Below are 20,989 nucleotides of genomic sequence, written 5' to 3'. Positions count from 1 at the left end.
TCTATTGGTGTCTAAGGTGAAGTTTTATTAGAGTTGCATTACTGCATATGTATGAGACTGTGTAGCACATAAACTACATCGACAATAGTCCTGTGGGCACGCCGTGCCCGCAAGCGAGTACAGTGAGGCAAACAGGATGCGAACGCTGCAGACGCACTACGCCGGGATGTCGCTGGCATGACGGTGGCAACGGACCACGACAGAGCAAGACCGCGACTACGACAATGAGACACCACAGACCAGTACCGCGTTTGAGAGGGGTAACGTATGGCAGACAGTGACGACCCAACCGGCGATATGTCGGACGGGCTTCAGGTCGAGTTGTTCCACCCGGAGTCCGACCGCGAACCCGGTGATACGAACATTCAGGCGGCTGGATTCGACATCCATCCGGTTGTATTCCCAGTGGCGCTGGCGATCATTGCGCTGTTCATCGCAGTGACGATACTGCTGGGTGACACGGCATCCTCAGCGTACACGTGGTTGTTCAACACTATCGGGGACACCTTCGGCTGGTTCTACCTGCTGGCGGTGAACGTGTTCATCATCACGTTGCTGTACTTCGCGTTCGGCAAGTACGGCAAGATAAAAATCGGCGGCGTCGAGGCCGAGAAGGAGTTCAGCGACTTTTCCTGGATGGCGATGCTGTTCAGCGCCGGCATGGGCATCGGCCTCATGTTCTTCAGCGTCTCGGAACCGCTGTACTACTTCCAGAACCCGCCGAGTTTCTTCGGGGCTGAAGCCGGAACCGGTGCGGCAGCGTCCGCCGCGATGGCACAGACGTTCTTCCACTGGGGCTTCCATCCGTGGGCGGTGTACGGACTGGTGGGACTTGGCCTCGCGTTCTTCTCGTTCAATCGCGGGCTCCCACTTACCTTCCGGTCGATATTCTGGCCACTGCTGGGCGAGCGAATCTACGGCTGGCCGGGCCACATTATCGACCTCGTAACGGTGTTCGCGACGCTGTTCGGGCTATCGACTTCGCTGGGGCTCGGTGTTGCACAAGTCAACACAGGGCTCTCCTATGTGGGCGGTGACATGCTCGGTGCGGTAAGTGTCCCGACGGGGACCTGGCCACAGGTCGCCCTCATCGCCGGGATCACGCTCATCGCGACGCTCTCGGTTGCGGCGGGGCTTGACGGCGGTGTCAAGCGCCTGAGTACGCTCAATCTCTACCTGATGTTCGCACTGCTTGGGTTCCTCGTTATCGTTGGCCCGACGGTGTACATCTTCGGGACGTGGGTTGAGGGACTCGGCGCGTACTTCGGGAACATCCTTGCACTCGGGTTCTTCACCGGGACGCTCAACGAAGCGGCGAACGGGACCCCCACCGCCTGGACCGTGTTCTACTGGGGCTGGTGGATCGCGTGGTCGCCGTTCGTCGGGATGTTCATCGCACGCATTTCGAAGGGTCGGTCCGTCCGGGAGTTCGTCCTAGGCGTCCTGTTCCTTCCGTCGCTGTTCTCGACGCTCTGGCTGTCGGTGTTCGGCGGCAGCGCGATGTTCAATTCACTGATGGGGAACGGGCAGGCGCTGGCGACGTACAACGAGGTCGGTCAGACCGTCGCGATGTTCGCCCTGCTGGAGCAGTTCCCGCTGGGCGTGGTGAGCGGACTGCTCGCGACCCTGCTGGTCATCACGTTCTTCGTCACGTCGTCCGACTCCGGGTCACTGGTCATTGACCACCTGACTTCGGGCGGGAAACACGACGTTCCGCGAACGCAGCGGATCTTCTGGGCCCTTACTGAGGGGCTTGTCGCGTCCATACTCCTCATCGGCGGCGGACTGACTGCGCTCCAGACGGCCGCAATCACCACGGGACTCCCGTTCGCGCTCATCCTGTGTCTGATGTGTTACACGGTGTATCTGGGGCTTGATAACGAATACCAGATACTCGAATCCGAAGAGTTCGCAGAGACAATTCAGGACCTCTCTGAACGGGAAGACGTGGACGTCGTGACCGCTGGCGACGAGATGGTAACAGATATCTCCGACCCAGGTGACGACACGGCGACAGGTACCGACTGAATCGTTCTCGTTTTGGGGCCTTCCGACGCGACCGGTGGTATCAGACGCTATCGCCAACAGCGGGTGAAACCGTTCACGCTACCGGCCCCCCAGTTCTGTTTCGACCGTCCGTTCAGAGTGTATCCAGAGCCGCGCGGAGCCTCCGATTCCGAACGCGGCGATGGCGAGGCTGGACAAGATACTGCCGGCTGGTGAAAGCAGGACCCATGAGACAGCGCTGAGGGACGCTCCGATGAGCAGGCCCAACGCCGGCTGTCGGTTGGCTAGAATATCGGTGATGAGCGTGCCGACGACGAGAAACCCGAAACTTGTGAGTACCAGGACGAACGCGCTACTGACGAGAATCGCGATGCGAACGAACACACCGCCAGCGATACTGAGGCGGGCCAGCGTCGTTGCCCCGTAGAGGCCGACAATACCGACGATCACGTACCCAGCGATGCCGTAGAGGACAGCCATTGCCGGGCTGTCCAAAATCGCGTTGATCGACTCGTCGATGTAGCTTTGCCGCAGCCGGAGTACCAGTGCCCCGGCCACGAGCACAAGAACGAACGAGCCGAGCCCGCGGAGCGGCCTGGACAGTTCTGTTCCAACGCCGGGTGCCAACTGTCCCATGACGGTTGCCGACAGTCTGGGGATGGTCGGCGCAACACCGACAGCTGCGTCAACACTCATACGCCATATACCGTGGGTCACCGTGAAAACCTATCGACCGCACAGCACCGGGTCAGCGTCAGCACTGCCCGGAAATTTAAGCCATCAGAATCCATACCATGTCACAGTGTCTGGATGGCTCGCAGTTCTGCTCTCGAAGCTTGTCTGGATCGGCAAGCGGGTCGCCGCGCCACTTCGGCGGAGTGACGGGCCGAACAAGTTCAGGCTGTCGAGCATGGACACGGCAACGACGACGTACGACGGTGACATCGGGTGGGCGAGACGCCCACCGGCGACGGTTGAATGTCCGCGATGCCACTCGGAGATCTTCCAGCACAACGCGCGGGACAGTATCGACTGTCCGCGGTGTGTCGGCGAGTACAGCCACGACGAGTTCGCCGACCTGAAGCTCCTGTATCTCACGTGCCCGGTCTGCCGAAGCCGAATGGAACACGGGCAGCGCCACCCTGAGCGGTTCGACATCCCGGAGTGGGCGACCTGTACGGACTGTCGGTACCACTGGGAGTTCGAACACTCCTACGACCCCGGTACCGATTGACAATGGCTACACCGAGCACACTGCGGCCGTTCGGCAGGCTGCGCGTTACTTCGACACGGCTACGAAATCAATCGCGGGGTGATGTCCAGTTCCAACGTACCAGGGGGATTCCGCCTTCAGTAATACTTCCAGTCGTCCTCACGGCTTCCCTGTACGACGCCCTCGTCCTCCTCACTGTCCGCTGCTTCTTGCTCATCGGGCCAGCGAATGCCGTCTCCGACGAGACTCTTGTACGCGAAGGCTCCCAGACCGACGAGAATCAGCAGGAGAACGACGGTTCCAGCGACCGCAGCCACCTGCCCGACGGATTCGAGCAGACCCGAGCCGAGCTGAACCGGAAACTGTACCATACCGACTGTTCGTGCTGCACAGGTATCACTGTTGTCGAAGGCGATCCGCCGTCGCTGAAACGGTCTTGAGCACGGCGTTGTTCTCCGAGACATCGTGGACCCTGACGGCGTCAGCCCCGCGTTCAGCGGCAAGCGCTGTCGTTGCCAGCGTCGGCGGCAGCCTGTCCGCCCCTGCGTCGCTTATCTCGGCAAACATCGATTTGCGGGAATGCCCGACCAGCACCGGACAGCCGAGTGCGTGGAACTCGTGGAGGCGGTCGACGAGTTCGAACGATTCGGCGGCGTTCTTCCCGAATCCACAGCCGGGGTCGACGATGATCTGCTCGCGGTCGATACCGGCCTGCTCGGCGAGCAGTATCTGTTCCATGAGGTCTCGAAGGACGTCATCGACGACGTCGTCGTAGGTCACAGTTCGACCCGGATCCACTGGCGCGGACAGACTATGCATCAGGATGACGGACGCGTCGTGATCGGCAACCACGAACCGCATCTCGGGGTCCGTCAGTCCCGATACGTCGTTGACGATGTCGGCACCGGCGTCCAGCGCCGCGTCAGCGACGGCGGCCTTTCGGGTATCTACGGAGACGGTTGTATCGAGCGAGGACACGGCCTCGATAACGGGTACCACGCGGTCGATCTCTGTTTCGACGGACACCGGGTCAGCCCCGGGACGCGTGCTCTCACCGCCGATGTCGACGATATCCGCCCCGGATTCGATCATCTGTTCCGCGTGACTAACCGCGAGGTCGCGACGGTTGTACTCGCCGCCGTCGTAGAAGCTGTCCGGCGTGACGTTGAGAATCCCCATCACGGCCGCCGATTCACTGTCGAACGGCGGTGGAAACGATCTATCAGACAGCTGCGCTTCGATTTGTGTAGCGAGCTGACCGAGCCCCAGCCCAGCCGAAGCCAGTCGGTCAGCAAGCTGTTGAAACTGTCGTGGCGTCCCCGATAACGTCGTGTCGATGAGCTTCTCTGGCATCCCGACAGTCCCACAGGTACAGGTGCCGCCACAGTCCTCGAACTCCTGCGTGACGACTCCTGCCTGGTCGCGCCGCAATGTGACCGAAAGCATCTGCTGGTGAATCTCTGGCTCACTTCCGGCTCCAGCAGTCTCCCCCGTCGACGCCCGCTGGAGGTTGTCTTTGGGAACGACCAACCGGCTCCAGCGGTCCCGTGCTTCGGCGACTGCATAGAGCGACCCGGCTACGAGCACGAAGTCGTCCGCACCCGCTGTGGCTATCGCTTGTTCGGTGGCTTCGAGAACGGACTCGACCTGCTGTATCTGGGCTGCCTGGTCTTCGAACGCAGTAGCGAGCGCTCCGGTGCTCGCGGCTCGGTCAACCTCCGGCCGCGCAGCGAACGCCGTTTCGACGGCTGGAAGCGTCGCAATCATCCGTTCGTACTCCTTGTCCTGCATCGCGGCGAAGACTACGTGGAGATCGTCGTACTCGTACCGTTCGATGAGTGCTGTCAGCGTCTCCATCGCACCTGGGTTGTGGGAGCCATCGAGGACCACCATCGGGTCTGTCGACCGGATCTCGAACCGGCCCGGTAGCGTCGCGGCCCGCAGCCCCTCGGATACGGTTTCAGTGTCCACATCGGTGAGCTGTCGGGCCAGTGTTGCGGCGACGCCGGCGTTTTCGGCCTGATGTTGGCCGAGCAGCTTAAGATTCGATTCGAGGGCCCAGTCCGGTCCCGTGAGCGCAATCCGGTTCTCGACGGCAGATCGCATGCCGTTTTCGACGGCGGTGACATCGGCGTCGTCGCCGCCGACAGTGACGGTATCGGTAATCTCTTCGATTGCATTGAGGGCAGCGCCGGTCGTTCCGGTCACGAGCGGGGCGTCCCGCGGCGCGACCTGCGCTTTGTCGCGGGCAATCTCTTCGACTGTGTCACCGAGCAACTCGGTGTGTTCCAGACTGATGCTGGTGACGGCGCTTGCGACGGGGTCGACTGCGCTTGTAGCGTCGTAGCGGCCGCCGATGCCGACTTCCAGCACCGCCACGTCGACATCTTCGACATCAAAGTGATAGAGCGCCAGGGCGGTGAGGACCTCGAAATGTGTCGGCTTGTCGTCTTCGGCAGCCAGTTGGTCGATACAGGGCCTGATCTGTTCGACGAACTCTGTCACTCGCTCTTTGGGTACCCGACCACCGTTGACGGTGATCTGTTCCCGGAAGCCGTTCAACCCCGGCGAAGTGAACAGGCCGACGTCCAGCCCGGCGGCTCTGAGCACGCTCTCGGTCATTCGGGCGGTGCTTCCCTTTCCGTTCGATCCGGCGATCTGCACGCTGTCGAAACTGTCGTCCGGGTCACCGAGATGTGAGAGCATCCGCGCCGTCGTATCGGTACCCAACTTGGGCCGACGACGCTGTAGCGACTGCAGGTAGTCCGCCGACTCGTGGTAGTGCATACCATAACTGGTCGCCGGTGGCCTGATTAATGTATCGCCAGGGCGAACCTGGCTTACTAGCGTGTTTCACGGTAATCCGACCAATTCGGGTGAAATATCCTAATACTAACCCTGAGCCCGTGACCGAGTTATCCCCTACCCTCGGGCCTGAGAACCAATCTCGTAAGCCGAGATACATGATGTGGCCTCCGGGGGTTGTAACGGCATCTCGAACACATCCTATTCCGGTAGTGTCAGGTTCACTAACATTATTACGACGGTGAAGGGAAGGGCTAGTAGAGATGTCATCACAGGACGAGCAATCCCCGACCGAAGAGAGTCAAGAGCCGATTCCCACGGACTACGATATCGCCCAGTCGACCGACATGGAGCCGATCTGGGAACTGGTCGAGCCGTGGGGGCTCGGGCTCGACGACCTCCAGTACTTCGGCGAATACACCGCGAAAGTCAAACAACACGCCATCGAGCGCCTCCGCGACCAGGCCGAGAACAAGGAACAGAACCTCGTTCTGGTAACCGGGATGACGCCGACCCCAAAAGGTGAAGGGAAAACGGTAACCACCGTCGGCCTCGGCCAGACGCTCAACCACGTCGGCGAGGAAGCGATGATCGCCATCCGGGAGCCGTCGCTTGGCCCGGTGTTCGGCGTCAAAGGCGGTGCGGCAGGTGGCGGCCGGTCACAGGTACTGCCGATGGAGGACATCAACCTCCACTTCACTGGTGACCTGCACGCACTCACGTCCGCGCACAACCTCATCGCGGCGATGCTGGACGCGAAGATATCGCAGGGCGACGACCTGGATATCGATATCAACAACGTCGCGTGGCCGCGCGCCATCGACATGAACGACCGCGCGCTCCGGGAAACCGTCGTGGGCCTCGGCGGCAAGACAGGCGGGACTCCACGAGAGGACAACTTCATCCTCACCGCCGCGTCCGAGCTGATGGCTGTCCTCTGTCTGGCCACCGATATCGGCGACCTCAAGGAACGAGTCAGCCGCATTATCGTCGCCTACGACGAGGACGGCGAGCCGGTCACTGTCGACGACATCGAGGCGACTGGCCCGGCCACGATGTTGCTCCGGGACGCCATCAAGCCGAACGTTGTCCAGACCATTGAGGGCACGCCAGCCCTGGTCCACGGCGGCCCGTTCGCGAACATCGCTCACGGGACGAACTCACTGGTCGCTGACAAGACCGCCTTCGGCATGGGTGACTATCTCGTCACCGAGGCCGGCTTCGGCTCCGATCTCGGCGCAGAGAAGTTCATGGACGTCGTCTGCCGCATGGGCGACATGACGCCAAACGCCGTCGTTCTCGTGGCATCGGTTCGCGCACTCAAGTACCACGGACTCGACCAGTGGCCGGTCGACTACGACGAGATCGACGAGGCCGGTGTCGAGGCCGTCGAAGCCGGCTTCTCGAACCTCGACAAGCACGCCCGGAACCTCCAGAAGTTCGGCGTCCCGGTCGTGGTTTCGATCAACCGCTTCCCTGACGACACCGACGAGGAGATTCAGGCCGTGCTGGACCACTGCCGCGACGACCTCGGCGTCCGTGCCGCAGAGTCGAACGTGTTCTCCGACGGCAGCGAGGGCGGTGTCGACCTCGCGGAGAACGTCATCGAGGCAACCGAGGAGAGCAACGAAGAGGACTTCCAGATGCTGTACGACGACGAGGACAGCATCAAGGATAAGATCCACACAGTCGCGACCGAAATCTACGGCGCTGACGACGTGAAATACACCGGCGGCGCGCTTGACGATATCGAGCAGATGAACGAACTCGACTTCGATGACTACCCGGTTGTCATGTCCAAGACCTTCCACTCGCTGAGCGACGACGCGAGCCAGAAGGGTGCGCCGGAGGGCTGGGAACTCGAAATCAGTGAAGTGTACCCGTCCGCTGGCGCGGGCTTCCTGGTCGCTCTCACGGCTGACGCACTCACGATGCCCGGCCTCCCGGCTCGTCCAGCCGCGGCTGATATGGATATCGACGAAGACGGCAACATTTCGGGCCTGTTCTGACGAGCCGGTCCTTCGTTTCAGCTTTCGCGGTTCGCCGTCTCGACTTTTAACCGACACCGCTCGACGTTCAACGGGCGGACTCCGCTCATTGCTCAGCGTTTGCGACCGCCTCGTCGAGCGCCGCTTCGCCGGCCGCTTCTGCCTCGTCTGCTCGCTGTTTCATCGCTGCCACGAATGATTCGTCGTCTATCATGTCGAGATTGGCCCGGACGGTCGAGACGGACGCCTGTAGCGCCGCTGCCGCGAGCAGCGCCCCGACAGCTGCGTCCGGCACGGCGACCGGCGTCCCCTTCGCAGTCACCGTACGGGCGCGCTCGACGACATCGAGACAGATCTCGGCCGTCTCCAGTGGTACTTCCGTCGAGCGTTTCGAGGCCGCCTGAATGCGCTCGTCGTCCCCGGACTCGAACGCGGCCCCGACCGCGTCGACCGCTGCCGCGTCCTCATCAGCGAGGGCAAGCAGCCGTTCCCGACAGTCGGCCAGGTCGTCCGCCAGAGCCGCTAGCTCACCGGACTCCGAATCGGACCCGGCTGTACCGACAGTATGGATACAGACCATCTCACAGAGTGCCGCACCCATCGCGCCGCCGACGGCCGCGACCGCGCCGCCACTCGGGGTCACCTGGCCCGACGCGACGTCATCGAGAAACTCGCCGATAGGCTGGTCCGCGAACGTCATCTGTCGGACTCAATTCCGGTCGTCTCTGGTGATTGACTGTCCATACTACACCACTCTCGGCCCACTCGCCTAATGATTTCCCTGGAGATATTCGGCCTCCGCGTGGGCTATCTCGTCACAGAGGCTATGACCGGACTGTGACAAAACGGCGTTATGGTGTCTCCGTACGAAATCATCCAGCCAGCAACGCTACCGGTGGCCAGATATCCATCGAGGGGACCGTCCAAGAGATACCCGAGGGCGGTGTCGTCCGTGTCCATCCGGACCGCGTCCGGAACCTCTGTAACCACATAGACGAGATACACGTCTGACTCGCGTTCAGTGCGCCGCCGGTCGGAACCGTCGACAACTTCGGGGACTACGTTGTCGAGGAGTGTTCCGAGTCGGCCAGCTCCTATCTCCTTGCAAACTGAAGGCTGGTCCTTTCAGCGCTCGTCAGCCAGTGCGTTGTTCAGTTCCGGTACGACCTCGTGCAGGTCACCGACGACGGCGTAGTCAGCCTTCTGCATGATGGCCGCCTCCGGGTCGGTGTTGACTGCGAGGATGTTGTCCGCACCCTTACAGCCCACCATGTGCTGCACTGCACCGCTGATGCCACAGGCCACGTAGAGGTCCGGGCTGATCTTCGTGCCAGTCTGTCCGATCTGGTCATCGTGTGGTCGCCAGCCCTCGTTGACAGCGGCCCGCGATGCGCCGACGGTTCCGCTGAGGCTATCGGCCAGCGTCTCAAGTTTGTCGTAGTCCTCCGGGCCGCCGATGCCGCGCCCGCCGCCGACCACAACGCGGGCCTCACCGAGCGAGACACCGCTCTCGTCGGACTCCTCGACGCGGTCGACGCTGACCCGAAACGCGCTTTCGTCGAGCGTCGGTTCGAACGGCTGGACAGAGGTATCGGCTGCTTCTACCGCCGTTTCCGGTGAGAACTCGTGTGGCGCTGCCGTCAGCAGTTTCGTATCACTGTCCAGACGTGCGTGTTCGACGAGGCTGCCGCCCCACCGCTGGCGCGACAGTTCGTACACCTCACTTAGCTCGACGTCAAGGCAGTTGGCCGCCATCGGCAGGTCACACTTGGCACCGACGTGGGCTAGCACCTCCTGTCCGCGGTCGGTTCCCGGGGCGACGACCGCCTCCGGGTCCGTGGCGTCAAGCAACTGGGCGACACTCTCCGCCCAGGCCTCGGGTGCGTACGTGTCCAGTCTATCATCGGCGACGCGGTGGACCGTCTCGACGCCGTACGCTCTGAGGGTGTCACCGAGCGCCGACGCTTCTGTGCCGAACGCGACGACTTCGAGCGGTGCATCGGTTGCCGTTGCCAGTTCCCGAGCCAGCGTAAGTGCCTCCAGCGAGGGTTCTTCGGGGCTTCCGCCAGCGTGTTCAACGAAGCTCAGTATCACGGTCAGATCACCTCCAGGTCGTCACGGAGCAGGTCGACGACCGCCGGCACGGCGTCGGGTCCCTCGCCGAGTACCTCGGCCGCGCCCTCCGTGCTCTCCGGCGCTTCCAACCGGACTTTCTCGATTCTCCCCTCGAACTCGCTAGCGACTGGGTCCTGCCGCTCAATTGACTGCTTGCGCGCCTGCATTTTGGCGCGCATCGAGGCGTACCGGGGTTGGTTGAGCCCTTCTTTCACGCCGACGGCCGCCGGGAGGTCGAGTTCGTACACCTCGGTTCCGCCGGTCACGTCGCGCTCGACCACGACCGTCCCGTCGTCGATTGTCAGACCCGTCACACCCGCGACGAACGGCAGGTCCAGCCGTTCGGCGACGCGAACCCCGACCTGATGGTTTGCCACGTCGGCCGATTCGTTGCCGAACAGGCAGAGGTCGAACTCCGGATCAGTGCCGGAGTCGCCGCTTAGCGCATCTGCGAGGGCAGCCGCTGTCTCGCGGGGCCGCCATTCTTTCCCGTCGGTTTCCAGCAACGTCGCCTCGTCGGCTGTCATCGCGAGCCCGGTCCGAAGTTGTTCCTCGGCGTCCGCCGGTCCGAGCGACAACACGGTTGCCGTGCCGTCGTGGTCGTCGGCCACCTGGATCGCTTCCTCGATGGCGCACTCCTCGTGAGGCGATATCGTGAACCCCAGATGGCTCGTGTCTATGTGCTGTTCGTCGTCAGTCAGCGTGAGTTTCGCGCCGGTGTCCGGCACGCGCTTGATGCAAGCTACGGTGTCCATGTCGTGTCTCTCTATATTGGTTGTTGTCGGTTCGCTGGCTGTGCTAGCTTCTGATGCGGTCGTTCTCCGGGTCGAACAGCGGCCGACTCCCGGCGACTTCGACCGTTACCGGATACTGCTGTCCCATGTACTCGACCTGGAGGCTCTGCCCTTCCTCGGCGTGGGACTGCGGGAGGTACGCCATGAGGAGGTGCTTCCCGACGCTCGGACCGGTCCCCGCGCTGGTCACGTAGGACCGGCGGCCTTCGTCATCGACCAAGACGTCTCCGTTCTGGTCGAGGACCGGTTCGTTGCCGAGCATAAAGCGGTGCTCGCCACCCTCGGGAGCGTGGTCGTCGACGGACAGCGTACACAGCGTGGCCGTGTTCTCCTCGTCAATTGCCTCGGCGTAGGCCTCTTTCCCGATGAAATCGGCGTCCTTGACGCCGTGGAACGTCAGCCCGGCCTCCGCGGGGTTGTAGTCCAGTTCCAGTTCGTGCCCGAACAGTCGGTACCCCTTCTCGAGCCGTCCAGTCGTCCCGTAGACGCCCATGCCGGCCGGCCGGACGTTGTGGTCCTGCCCGGCCTCCCACAGCACGTCCCAGAGGCGGCGACCCTGGCCCATCGGGGCGTAAATCTCCCAGCCCTGCTCGCCGATGTAGGAGAGTCGCATCGCCCAGGCGTCGACCTCACCGACCGTGATTTTCTGTGCCGTGTACGGTTCGAAGGCGTCGTGGGACATGTCTTCCTCGGTGACACTGTCGACCATATCTCGGGCGTTCGGTCCCCAGACACCCAGCGTGCACAGCGATTCGGACCGGTCGATCATCATTACGTCGGCATCGTCCGGAATGTGGTCGCCGAACCAGGCCCGGTCGGACCCGCCCGCCGCACTGCCGGTGATGACCCGGTAGTGTTCGGGGCCGAGGCGAGCGATAGTCAGGTCCGAGACGAAGCCACCGTTCTCGGCGAGTATCGGGGTGTACACCGTTTTTCCGACATCGACGTCGACCCGGCCCACGGCCATCCGTTCGAGGTAGTCGACGACGTCCGACCCGCGGAAGTCGAAGATGCTGAAGCCCATGTCGCCGATCATCGACACGTGCTCGCGGGTGTGGAGATGCTCCGCGAGGATAATCGGTGACCACCACCGCGAGTCCCATTCGTTGGGCCGCTGGAGCTCGGCGAGTTCGTCTTCGTACCGGTCCAGCAGGTCGCTGTTTGACTCGTACCACTGTGGCCGCTCCCAGCCGGCCGCCTCGTAGAACTCCGCGTCGAGATCAGCCTGTTTCTCGTAGAACGGGCTCGTCCGAAGCTCCCTCGCCGACTGGTACTGCTCGGCCGGGTGAACGATGTCGTATATCTTCTGGAACCCCTCGCTGGCTCGGTCTTTGACGAACGAGCGGGAGTTCCCGTACTCGTAGAACCGATTCACGTCGGCCCCGTGGAGGTCGATGTCCGACCAGCCACGCGTCATCCACTGGGCGACCGCTTCGCCGATGGCCGGGGCCTCCTTTATCCAGACCGCGGCACACGACCACAGGCCGTCGACGTCCTGCAGTGGCCCCAGAAGTGGCCCACCGTCGGGTGTTTGCGAAAGCAGGCCGTCGATTTCATGGCGGATGCCAGCTTCGGGGTCGTCCAGGAGTTCCGGGACGATCTCCAGTGCATCGGCCATCGACTGCTCGAAGGCGTCGTCGGTCAGCGGCGGCTGTGTCGGAGACAGCGGCGCTTCGTCGATGGACGGGATGTCTTCGACGTCCCAGAGTATCGGCCGGTGCTGGTACGACCCCACTTCGAGGTCGTTCCCGTGCTGGCGCTCGTACATCTGCGTGTCCATGTCGCGGACAACCGGGAACGAGATCTCGCCCTCGTAGTCCTCAAAAAAGGAGATCGGGCCGACGCTGACCATCTGATGGACCGCTGGTGTCAGCGGAATATCGACACCGGCCATCTCGGCGATTTTCGGGCTCCAGAGTCCGGCTGCGATGACTACCTCATCAGCCGTGACGGTCCCGCGGTCTGTCTCGACTGCCTGTATCGAGCCGTTCTCGACGTGGAGGTCGAGCACTTCGGTGTTGGGCGAGACGTGCAGTCCGCCATTGGTGTACTCGTCCGCCCGCGCTCGCATCACTTCGCCGGCTCGAAGTGGGTCGCAGGTTCCGGCACCGGTGCTGTAGAACCCAGCTTTGATGAGGTCAGTGTTGACGTATGGGACGAGGTCTTCGACTTCTTCGGGGGTCAGAAGTTCCGCCGGTTCGCCCCACGCCTTCGCCGACTGGACACGCCGTTTCAATTCCTCGACACGGTCGTCGGTCCGAGCGACCTCTATACCACCGCTGTTGTTGAACGTGTCCATGTCTTTGTATTGCTCGATACTCCGCTGAGTGAGGTGGGTCATCTCCTTCGAGTGTTCCACCGGCATCAGGAAGTTCGAGGCATGACCGGTTGAGCCACCGGGGTCGGGCAACGGTCCCTTGTCCACAATCGCAATGTCCTCACGCCCCATCCGGGCGAGGTGATACGCGAGACTGTTCCCGACGATACCGCCACCGATGATTACTGTCTTCGCCTCCGCTGGCAGCGTGTTCGAACTCATCGCGGTCTCACCCGTGCGCTGGCGGACCGAACTGTACGCTCGCCTCTCGTGGTGATCGCTCTCAACATCGTCCGTTTTGAGCGTGGCCCGTTTGCGGAAAGAAGCAGGGACCACAGTTCTACGGTGGTTTATATACCCCGTAGGACGCTGACCGACGGGGAACGTTCGTTGTTCAGGGTGTCAGCGGACACAAACCCCTGTTCCCTTCGATAGATCCGTCGTCGGGTCCACACTTGCGTTACGGAACTGGCCAAAACAAACAGCACACTCAGACCCTCAAAAATATAATATGATGAGTTTTGTGTAATCTACCGACGACGAACAGTCGAGTGATGACTGGACCACTCGGCTCCAGAACTCCGTCCCTCGGGATGCAGTCGCTGACACTCAGCCGCCGTTAGGCCCAGCGGCGTGTCTTCGAATCGACTCCCTGAACTGCGTGCGGTCCGCTTCGCTGATGGTTCCGACGTGCTCCCTAGTCGTCGTTTCAGTCTCCGTCTCGATGCCCCGCATGACTTCGCACATATGGGTTGCAGTCACCTCGACAACGACGCCGTGCGCGTCGAGTTCATCGGCCAGGCCGACTGCGATATCCCGCGTGAGCGTCTCCTGTGTCGTCAACTGGCGTGACTGCCACCGGACGTACCGGATGAGCTTTGACAGCCCTACCATCTCCTCCCCGGGCCTGTACGCCACGTGGGCAACGCCCTGGAAGGGAAGCAGGTGATGTTCGCACATGCTGTGAAGCGGAATGCCGGTTTTGACGATGAGACCGTCGGTCTCCGCGTCGAAGGTCCGCATTACCGGTCCGGACTCGGACCGAGACCCTTCCGTCAGCGTCTCGAACATTTCCGGGACACGCCGGCTCCACGTATCCGATAGCCCCGCTGAATCGGGGTCACGGCCGGCGGCTTCGAGCAGGAGGCGAGCGCCGCGTCGCGCCTTCTCTTCGTCGAAGCCGCCTGTCGGTTGGGTCGCAGTCTCGTGCTGTTGTGCAGGCTCCTGTTCCCGAGAGTCCATTACACTCAAACTGGGGGCTCGACGTACAAAACCTCTGGTCCCCACCACTCCGGTACTGGAATAACAGTGGTAACATTGTGATTTCGCACCACAACGTATCACTAAAGGTGAACGTAATGTATTACAGAACCGTTCAATGAGTCCACTTGTGCGGCAGGAAACGCGTTTCTGTTGTCTGGCGGACCAGCCACACCGCGTTATTGTAACGCTGTATTAGTCCGATTCCAGTGCCTGAACAGTCTGTTGTGCTGCTGCCGTTGCCGAACGTGCGAGCGCTGTCGCGTGCCAGTAGTCCGCAACGCTTCTATCGAGAGTGGACGCCGAAATCTCTCCCTGGTGGTGCGTTAATCCGCGGTCGGCAGCCATGATCTTGTGGCCGGCATCGACGAGAACTGTCCGAACCAGTTCCGGCTGTGAACTCGATTCCAGGGCTGCGGTGAGTGCATCGTAAGCGGTCTGTCTGATGTCTCTAACCGTTTCTCCGTCGGATGGACGAACAAGTTCGTCCGCCTCCCGCCGACTCTGAATGCGGTCGATTGCTCGGAGCCGGGCCAATTGACTGTTCGCATCGACAACGGCGCTCGCGGGGCCGACGGCATCCGCCATGCGGCTAATACGACTCTCAGCCTCCCATCTGAGCTCGTCCAAAACAATCCACCCCGGAGTGCGGTCGTCAGCGTCCGTTTCCGGCGGTAGGTCCGACTGCCTGTCGCGGATGTCTGACAGCAATGCCTTTGCTGCTGCGGTCAGTGTTTGTCTGACCGTGCCGACATTGGCTGGAAGCGAAGCAGTGAACTGCGCCCGCATGTGGCGAGCGTCACTGAGATACGCCTGAGTCAACTCGGCCGTTTCACCCCATTCGGCGACAGACAACAGCTCCGACTCCTCCCTTGGCAGATCCATGTCAGTGGCCCGCTCCAATCCGACTTCAATTCGGGTGTGGACCAGCGCCGCGCGCACTGGATTCGACCCGATGTACTCGTGTTCCTGGCGAGTTTTGTGAGCGGCAGACACGGTTCGGTCGTATTCGTCCCGGAGCGGAGCGGCGGTGAGGCCACGGTCGGCGACACCCCACCCCGCAGCGGCGTAGCGGGCGCTTTCACGAGCCCGCCGCAACGACCGGAGCGCCATCAAGCCGGTTCTGGCCGTCCGTGCATCATCGAGGCCGTCCGAGGCGTCGCTGGCGGCATCCGTCAGGTGCTTGCGGATGTGACCGTTCGGTATCTCCTCCGGACCGAGTGGCGTGGGAAGTGTCGCCAGAAGCGAGCGAACCCGCTCCCGCGCGGCGTCGAAATGGCTCGCTGCGATGTCGACCGGGACCGAAGGAGGTATTGAGTTTTCTCGCTCTTCCTCACGATGGACATCGGGAAGGTTGTAGGTATCAATAGTTGCCTCGCCTCCCCCACCCACACTGTCGATACTGTTACAGCCAGCGATGGCGCTGACCCCAGCTAGCGCGAGCACACCACGCCGGGTCAGCCGAGTGGATTTCAGGCTTGTCTCAGATGCCTCGTCAGTCATGCCTGCTCACCACCAGTATGCGTGAGGCGGTCATTGCTCAGTGCCGCCTCGCTCCCGCTCTCACTGCCCCCTTCAGCGCCGACTCGCTGCCTTTCGCAACTGTTGCCGCCAATGGAGGAGGAAGACCTGGAGATGTCGTCGGCGTTGACTGTGTCGGGAATCCGGATACACCAAACCGCGTATACCTTATTGCCCGCCGTGCAGGGTTCGTCGTAGGGTCGGCCCACCCGACCGTAGTCTGTCGTGATGGTATCAGCTGTCCACCGGATCTGACAGAGCGTTAGTTGAAAGCACTCCTCGATCATCACAGTTTGAATATAGACGGTTTCCGTGTCGAAGTCAGTCTCGTCGAGGAAGTTCCTTACTTCCGACCGATCCGCGTCTTCGGCGACGGTGACTCGGTCGGCTTTGGCTGCCGTATCGATAATCTCGGATTCCAATCGACGGGAGTGTGGGCTTTCGGTCGGCCGACCGTCTCCGTCATCGAGCCAGACTGGCTGACGGTTACCATCCACGTGTGTGACAACTGCATCCGGGTCGGATACCGATCCGGCTCCGGCAGTACTCGAACCGTCGTTTTTGGAAGCGGTGCGTGTGGATTCGCCGCTACCCTCGAAAACCCCGCTGCAGCCGGCTAACACTGTCGCCAGCCCGCAGACACTGTGGAGGAGGTTACGTCGAGTGGAGGGGACCATCGTATGATTTCTCGCTTGTAATGTCAGGTATAAAATTCTCGTGGTTATTCAAATCACACCAGACCGTCTATGGCTGGGCTCAGATGTGGATTTCGATACCAGTAGACGCTAATACACTCGTAAATACCATGTTTACGCACTTATAGAGCCAGATGCTACACTATATATCGCAGATATGAAATCGAATTTCCCCATCTGAACGGTGAGCGCTCTGATAAACAGATATCGCCATGGAACGGTGAACAGGCGACCTGATATCGCAACAAAACGGCTAAACCGGACCGACGCGTTCTGGCGATAATGGGGTCAGTGCAGTCGAAAGTCGCACAGTTGATCGAAACGTATGAACTGTCGTCGATGGGTGCGGAGCTGGAACGCGCCTGGCTCGGAGAGAATGGGCAGCGACAGAGTCTCCGTGACCTCGCAGATCGGTTCAACCGGGCCCTGCTTGTGGCTGCAATCCGCGATGCAGGTATGGATGTGATCGACGGCGAACCGGCGAACTTCTATCGATTGCTGACGGATGACGACGTCAGTGCAGGCAAGCGAATCGAAGCGCGGAACCGGCTTGAGCGGGGCGGTATCGACGTCGATACGCTGGAAGACCAGTTTGTCACGTACCAGGCGATTCGATACTACCTCACGGAGGTTCGCGGCGTGAGCTACGAATCTGAATCAGAAGCTGAACAGGTCGAGCAAGAGCGTGGGACTATCGACCGCCTCCGCAGTCGCGTCGAGACAATCGTCCGGGATACGGTCGACCGACTGAACACCGCAGACAAGCTCACCGTGGGCGAGTATCGGGTGTTCGTGAGCATCGATATTCGCTGTCAGGACTGCGGGACGCGCTACAGTATCAGCGACCTTCTCGACCGCGGTAGCTGTGACTGTGAGTGAGCGCTCATTAGACCCGCTCTTGAGAAGTAGCAATCACCGGATCAGATATCCGTAATCCGGTTGTAACTATCCGGAAGCGCCTGCGCGTCCTCGGGGAGCAACGCGACGAGGAGATAGGAGGAGTACTCTGCGAAATACTCGACGAGTGAGGCGATACGCGCCGAGTCGATGGCTTCGAGCGAGTCAAGCAGCATGAACGGAACATCTTCATACACATCGTGGACGAGGTAGCCGGCGAGTGCGAACACGAGCCCGGTCACTTCTCGTTCGCTCTCGCTCAGATGGTCGACCGTGTCCTCGTAGACAGTTCCACCGTCGGTACTTCTGACGACGTGGAGCGTGAACGTCGATCCCGTGACGCTGTCGGCGCTATTATGGACCGGGTCATCGGGTGTGTCGGTCCGTTCGAGCCAGATCCGTTCAATGTTACCATAGCCCAGAATGTCGAGCAGGTCATCCATCTTCTCGTTGAACTGGTCGGTCGCCTCAGCTTCGAGTCGGTCGATACGCGACCGAAGGTCGATCAGCTCGTCAACCACGTCTTCCCGTTGGGCAGCCAGTTCGTCGTTCCGGCGGATTTCCGATTCGATGTCGGCGATCTCTTCGCGCACCTCGTCTCGTTCTGATTCGAGTCGATCCAGTTCCAGCTCCAGTTCGTTCGCTTTCGTATGGAGTTCGAGCACTTCGTCGAACTCCTCCGTCCGGAGCGACGTGACCCGCTCTTCAAGTTCCTCAACGCGGGCGGAGAGGTTGTTGCGTCGCTCTCGGAGATCGGAAACCGTCGTCTGTCGCTCCTCGATTTCGGCATCGACCTCCTCAATCGTTGCGGTGAGCTCCTGCGCTCGCGTGCGTGTCTCTGCAATTTCGTCACGTTGGTCGGTCAGTTCGTCGAGTTCGTCTTCGATATCGTCGATCTCTGTGACCGTTTCCTGAAGGTGGTCACGCATGCTCTGGAGCGTCGATTCGAGACGGTCCGGCTTCACTCGCGAGCCACAGGTCCAGCAGGTCGTCTTTGACCCCTTATAGAGCTGATCCGTAATGTCACCCACGCTCTCTGGCTTTGCATCGATAGCATCGGTTATCTCCCGGTGCTCGCCGGACAGCAGTTCCTCGTTGAACCCGACGACGTTCTGCAATCGGGTGGTGTACTCTGAGAGGTCTCGTTTACGCTCTCGAAGCCGTTCGATGTCAGATTCGAGCGTTTCGAGTCGTTCATCCGGCGATTCCGGAAGCCCGGCCCGTTCGACCGCGAGGCTACCTCGCTCGTCGCGCAGTGCCGCGATACTCTCCTGTTCTGACTGGATATCGTTTCGCACGCGTTTCAGTTCGGATCGAGTCGCCTGGAGTTCATCGAGGGCCGTTTCGAGTTCGTCCCTGTTTTCCTGGGTCGTCCGGAAATCCACGTCCCGCTCGTCGATTCGTTCCTCCACGTACTGGAGTTCGTCCCTGGTCTCAGCGATCTCGTCGCGCAGATCTGCCTGTTGCCGTTCGAGATCGGGAAGATCACGCTTGAGCGACGCGATACGATCGAGTTCCTCGTCGATCTCTTCCTTGCGCTGTTCGGCCGCACGTATCTGTCGGTGGATAGATGCCACATCGACGGGCCGCATAATGATCTCCCGAAGGTCCTCACCCCGTTCGACGGCTCGCCTGGCCTCGTTGTCCTCAAGCAGGAACGCAAACAGGTCCGCGACTGTTGGGTCGGTGAGAAGGCCGAGGCCCGACCCGACAACCCCATCGTCGGTTCTGGCCAGTGTTCGGGTGTACGTCTCCTCGCCCAGAGAAAACTCGACATGTCCCTGATCGGCGTCACCTTTGACACTCGCCCACTCGCTCCCGTGAGCGGCCATCACTGCCTGTAGAAACGATGTCCGATTAGTGGCGTTCCGGCCCTGAAGCACAGTCACCCCTGGTGGAACCCCGACTGTCGTTTCGTCGATCCCACCGATCTTCTCGACAGTAACGGTCGCCACCTCCCCGGATACCGAGCGTGAACCCATATTTCGGTGTGTGCGAGTGACGGGTATAAGCACTGTGGCGCGCGTGGCACCAGCCATTCGGATTTCCACCCCAATAGTTGCCCGCGACTAACAAGCATATGTCTGTTATTCAATTCACTCCATGGACCTAATTCCATGCAGAAACAATCGCCCAAATCCAGATAGCAAACAGTTTCAGTAAATAACACTCCCAAACGTGTACCTTTATATCTCACAATAGGCGTAGCTGTCGATGTCGGAGACCATGACAGATCAAAACCGGGCCGAGAGTGCGCTTCGCGCTCACGTAACCTCCGTTAAGGAGGACCTGATGACGGGCGTATCGTTCATGATCCCCTTCGTGACTATCGGGGGTATCTTCCTCGCAGTCGCGTACGCAGTTGGGGACACCCAGACGGTGTTCGACAACACTGGGTCAGCTGGTTGGTTCCTCGCACAGGTCGGTAACGCTGGACTGACCATCATGGTCCCCATCCTCGGGGGCTACATCGCGTACGCAATCGCTGACCGTCCGGGGCTCGCCCCAGGCTTCCTGTTGGCCTATATCCTCCAGCAGGGGAACGTCGTCGCCGAGGCGGCAACAGTAATCGGCATTTCGGGCGGTGAGGCCGGTGCCGGCTACCTCGGCGCCATCGTGGCTGGGCTGCTGGCCGGGTACGTCGCACGCTTTTTCAAGGGCCTCGACGTGCCGGAGTTCATCCAGCCAATGATGCCAGTGTTGCTCATCCCTGTTGCGACGATGGCGGTTCTGACGCCCATCATGCTGTTCGTGTTGGGCGTCCCCGTCGCACTGGCCAACGAGGGCCTGACCTCCTTCCTGCAGTCGATGCAGGGCGGCCAGGCTATCGTCGTCGGCCTCATCCTCGGCGGGATGATGGCCTTCGATATGGGTGGCCCGGTGAACAAGGTCGCCTACGTGTTCGCGACCGGGCTCATCACCGAGGAAATCTACGCGCCGATGGCCGCAGTGATGATCGGCGGGATGATTCCACCGATCGGCCTCGCGCTCTCGAACTTCATTGCGCCACACAAGTACGCGGCGGAGATGTACGAGAACGGGAAAAGCGGTATCGTTCTCGGCCTGTCGTTCATCACTGAAGGTGCGATTCCGTACGCGGCCGCGGACCCGCTGCGCGTCATCCCGGCTATCGTGGCCGGTAGCGCGGTGGGCGGTGCGACCTCGATGGCCCTTGGCGTCACGATGCCCGCACCCCACGGCGGTATCTTCGTGGTCCTGCTGTCGAACCGGCCGCTCGCGTTCCTTGGCAGCATCCTGCTGGGTTCGCTTGTGACGGCCGTCGTTGCGACGGTGATCAAACCGGACTTCGAAGACCGTGTCGACGCCGGGGCGGAGACGAGCAGTACGCAACCGACGGATGACTAACCACAGTGACT

The 20,989-nt window shown here is 61.3% G+C and carries 17 protein-coding genes; 6 read left to right on the top strand and 11 right to left on the bottom strand.

The genetic code is table 11. The features are described from left to right. Positions 1-267: 267 nt before the first annotated feature. Positions 268-2,028: a BCCT family transporter gene (locus C444_RS19325; protein ID WP_004594779.1), complete on the top strand. Its 1,761-nt coding sequence runs from the start codon at positions 268-270 to the stop codon at positions 2,026-2,028. Between the two features lie 78 nt (positions 2,029-2,106). On the opposite strand, the gene C444_RS19320 is transcribed toward C444_RS19325, so the two are convergent. After that, a complete protein-coding gene (locus tag C444_RS19320; protein WP_004594778.1) occupies positions 2,107-2,703 on the bottom strand; it encodes a hypothetical protein in 597 nt (198 codons plus the stop codon). A 106-nt stretch (positions 2,704-2,809) separates the two neighbouring features. Here C444_RS19320 and C444_RS19315 point away from each other — a divergent pair, with 106 nt between their 5' ends. After that, positions 2,810-3,241, top strand: a complete 432-nt coding sequence (locus C444_RS19315; RefSeq protein ID WP_004594777.1) for a hypothetical protein — start codon at positions 2,810-2,812, stop codon at positions 3,239-3,241. Between the two features lie 116 nt (positions 3,242-3,357). Here the strand turns inward: C444_RS19315 and C444_RS19310 are convergent, their stop codons facing one another. Next, complete coding sequence (locus C444_RS19310; protein ID WP_004594776.1) at positions 3,358-3,591, bottom strand: hypothetical protein; 234 nt, start codon at positions 3,589-3,591, stop codon at positions 3,358-3,360. Positions 3,592-3,616: 25 nt separating this feature from the next. Next, positions 3,617-6,007 carry a dihydropteroate synthase gene (folP, locus tag C444_RS19305; protein ID WP_004594775.1) on the bottom strand — a complete coding sequence of 797 codons (2,391 nt, stop codon included), beginning with the start codon at positions 6,005-6,007 and terminating at the stop codon, positions 3,617-3,619. Positions 6,008-6,288: 281 nt separating this feature from the next. On the opposite strand from folP, the gene C444_RS19300 reads away from it, so the two are divergent. Further along, complete coding sequence (locus C444_RS19300; protein WP_004594774.1) at positions 6,289-8,034, top strand: formate--tetrahydrofolate ligase; 1,746 nt, start codon at positions 6,289-6,291, stop codon at positions 8,032-8,034. Between the two features lie 85 nt (positions 8,035-8,119). Here C444_RS19300 and C444_RS19295 read toward each other — a convergent pair whose 3' ends face one another. Then, complete coding sequence (locus tag C444_RS19295; protein WP_004594773.1) at positions 8,120-8,713, bottom strand: cyclodeaminase/cyclohydrolase family protein; 594 nt, start codon at positions 8,711-8,713, stop codon at positions 8,120-8,122. Between the two features lie 137 nt (positions 8,714-8,850). Between C444_RS19295 and C444_RS22820 the strand changes: the two genes are divergently transcribed. Further along, complete coding sequence (locus C444_RS22820) at positions 8,851-9,024, top strand: cupin domain-containing protein (protein ID WP_239641342.1); 174 nt, start codon at positions 8,851-8,853, stop codon at positions 9,022-9,024. A gap of 114 nt (positions 9,025-9,138) precedes the next feature. On the opposite strand, the gene C444_RS19285 is transcribed toward C444_RS22820, so the two are convergent. The 6 genes from C444_RS19285 to C444_RS19260 form a co-directional block, all read right to left on the bottom strand. Continuing rightward, positions 9,139-10,107, bottom strand: coding sequence for an electron transfer flavoprotein subunit alpha/FixB family protein (locus C444_RS19285; RefSeq protein ID WP_004594771.1), 969 nt, complete (start codon positions 10,105-10,107; stop codon positions 9,139-9,141). Between the two features lie 2 nt (positions 10,108-10,109). Further along, positions 10,110-10,883, bottom strand: coding sequence for an electron transfer flavoprotein subunit beta/FixA family protein (locus C444_RS19280; protein WP_049909633.1), 774 nt, complete (start codon positions 10,881-10,883; stop codon positions 10,110-10,112). A gap of 43 nt (positions 10,884-10,926) precedes the next feature. Further along, positions 10,927-13,461 carry a GcvT family protein gene (locus C444_RS19275; RefSeq protein ID WP_004594769.1) on the bottom strand — a complete coding sequence of 845 codons (2,535 nt, stop codon included), beginning with the start codon at positions 13,459-13,461 and terminating at the stop codon, positions 10,927-10,929. Positions 13,462-13,848: 387 nt separating this feature from the next. Next, positions 13,849-14,481, bottom strand: coding sequence for a GTP cyclohydrolase I (gene folE / locus C444_RS19270; RefSeq protein ID WP_004594768.1), 633 nt, complete (start codon positions 14,479-14,481; stop codon positions 13,849-13,851). Positions 14,482-14,694: 213 nt separating this feature from the next. Then, entirely contained in the window at positions 14,695-16,002 is a 1,308-nt protein-coding gene (locus tag C444_RS19265; RefSeq protein ID WP_004594767.1) for a hypothetical protein, read from the bottom strand. Further along, positions 15,999-16,517, bottom strand: a complete 519-nt coding sequence (locus C444_RS19260; RefSeq protein WP_049909632.1) for a hypothetical protein — start codon at positions 16,515-16,517, stop codon at positions 15,999-16,001. Before C444_RS19260 ends, C444_RS19265 begins: the two co-directional genes overlap by 4 nt. A gap of 480 nt (positions 16,518-16,997) precedes the next feature. Here C444_RS19260 and rdfA point away from each other — a divergent pair, with 480 nt between their 5' ends. Then, complete coding sequence (gene rdfA, locus C444_RS19255) at positions 16,998-17,594, top strand: rod-determining factor RdfA (protein ID WP_004594765.1); 597 nt, start codon at positions 16,998-17,000, stop codon at positions 17,592-17,594. A 41-nt stretch (positions 17,595-17,635) separates the two neighbouring features. Here the strand turns inward: rdfA and C444_RS19250 are convergent, their stop codons facing one another. Next, on the bottom strand, positions 17,636-19,594 hold the full coding sequence (locus C444_RS19250; RefSeq protein ID WP_004594764.1) for an archaea-specific SMC-related protein: 1,959 nt from the start codon (positions 19,592-19,594) through the stop codon (positions 17,636-17,638). A 232-nt stretch (positions 19,595-19,826) separates the two neighbouring features. On the opposite strand from C444_RS19250, the gene C444_RS19245 reads away from it, so the two are divergent. Then, a complete protein-coding gene (locus C444_RS19245; protein WP_004594763.1) occupies positions 19,827-20,978 on the top strand; it encodes a PTS fructose transporter subunit IIC in 1,152 nt (383 codons plus the stop codon). Positions 20,979-20,989 lie beyond the last annotated feature (11 nt).

The organism is Haloarcula japonica DSM 6131, from assembly GCF_000336635.1.
GTDB lineage: Archaea > Halobacteriota > Halobacteria > Halobacteriales > Haloarculaceae > Haloarcula > Haloarcula japonica.
The sequence above is the reverse complement of the archived record's forward strand: the minus strand, read 5'-3'. Positions and strand labels throughout refer to the sequence as shown.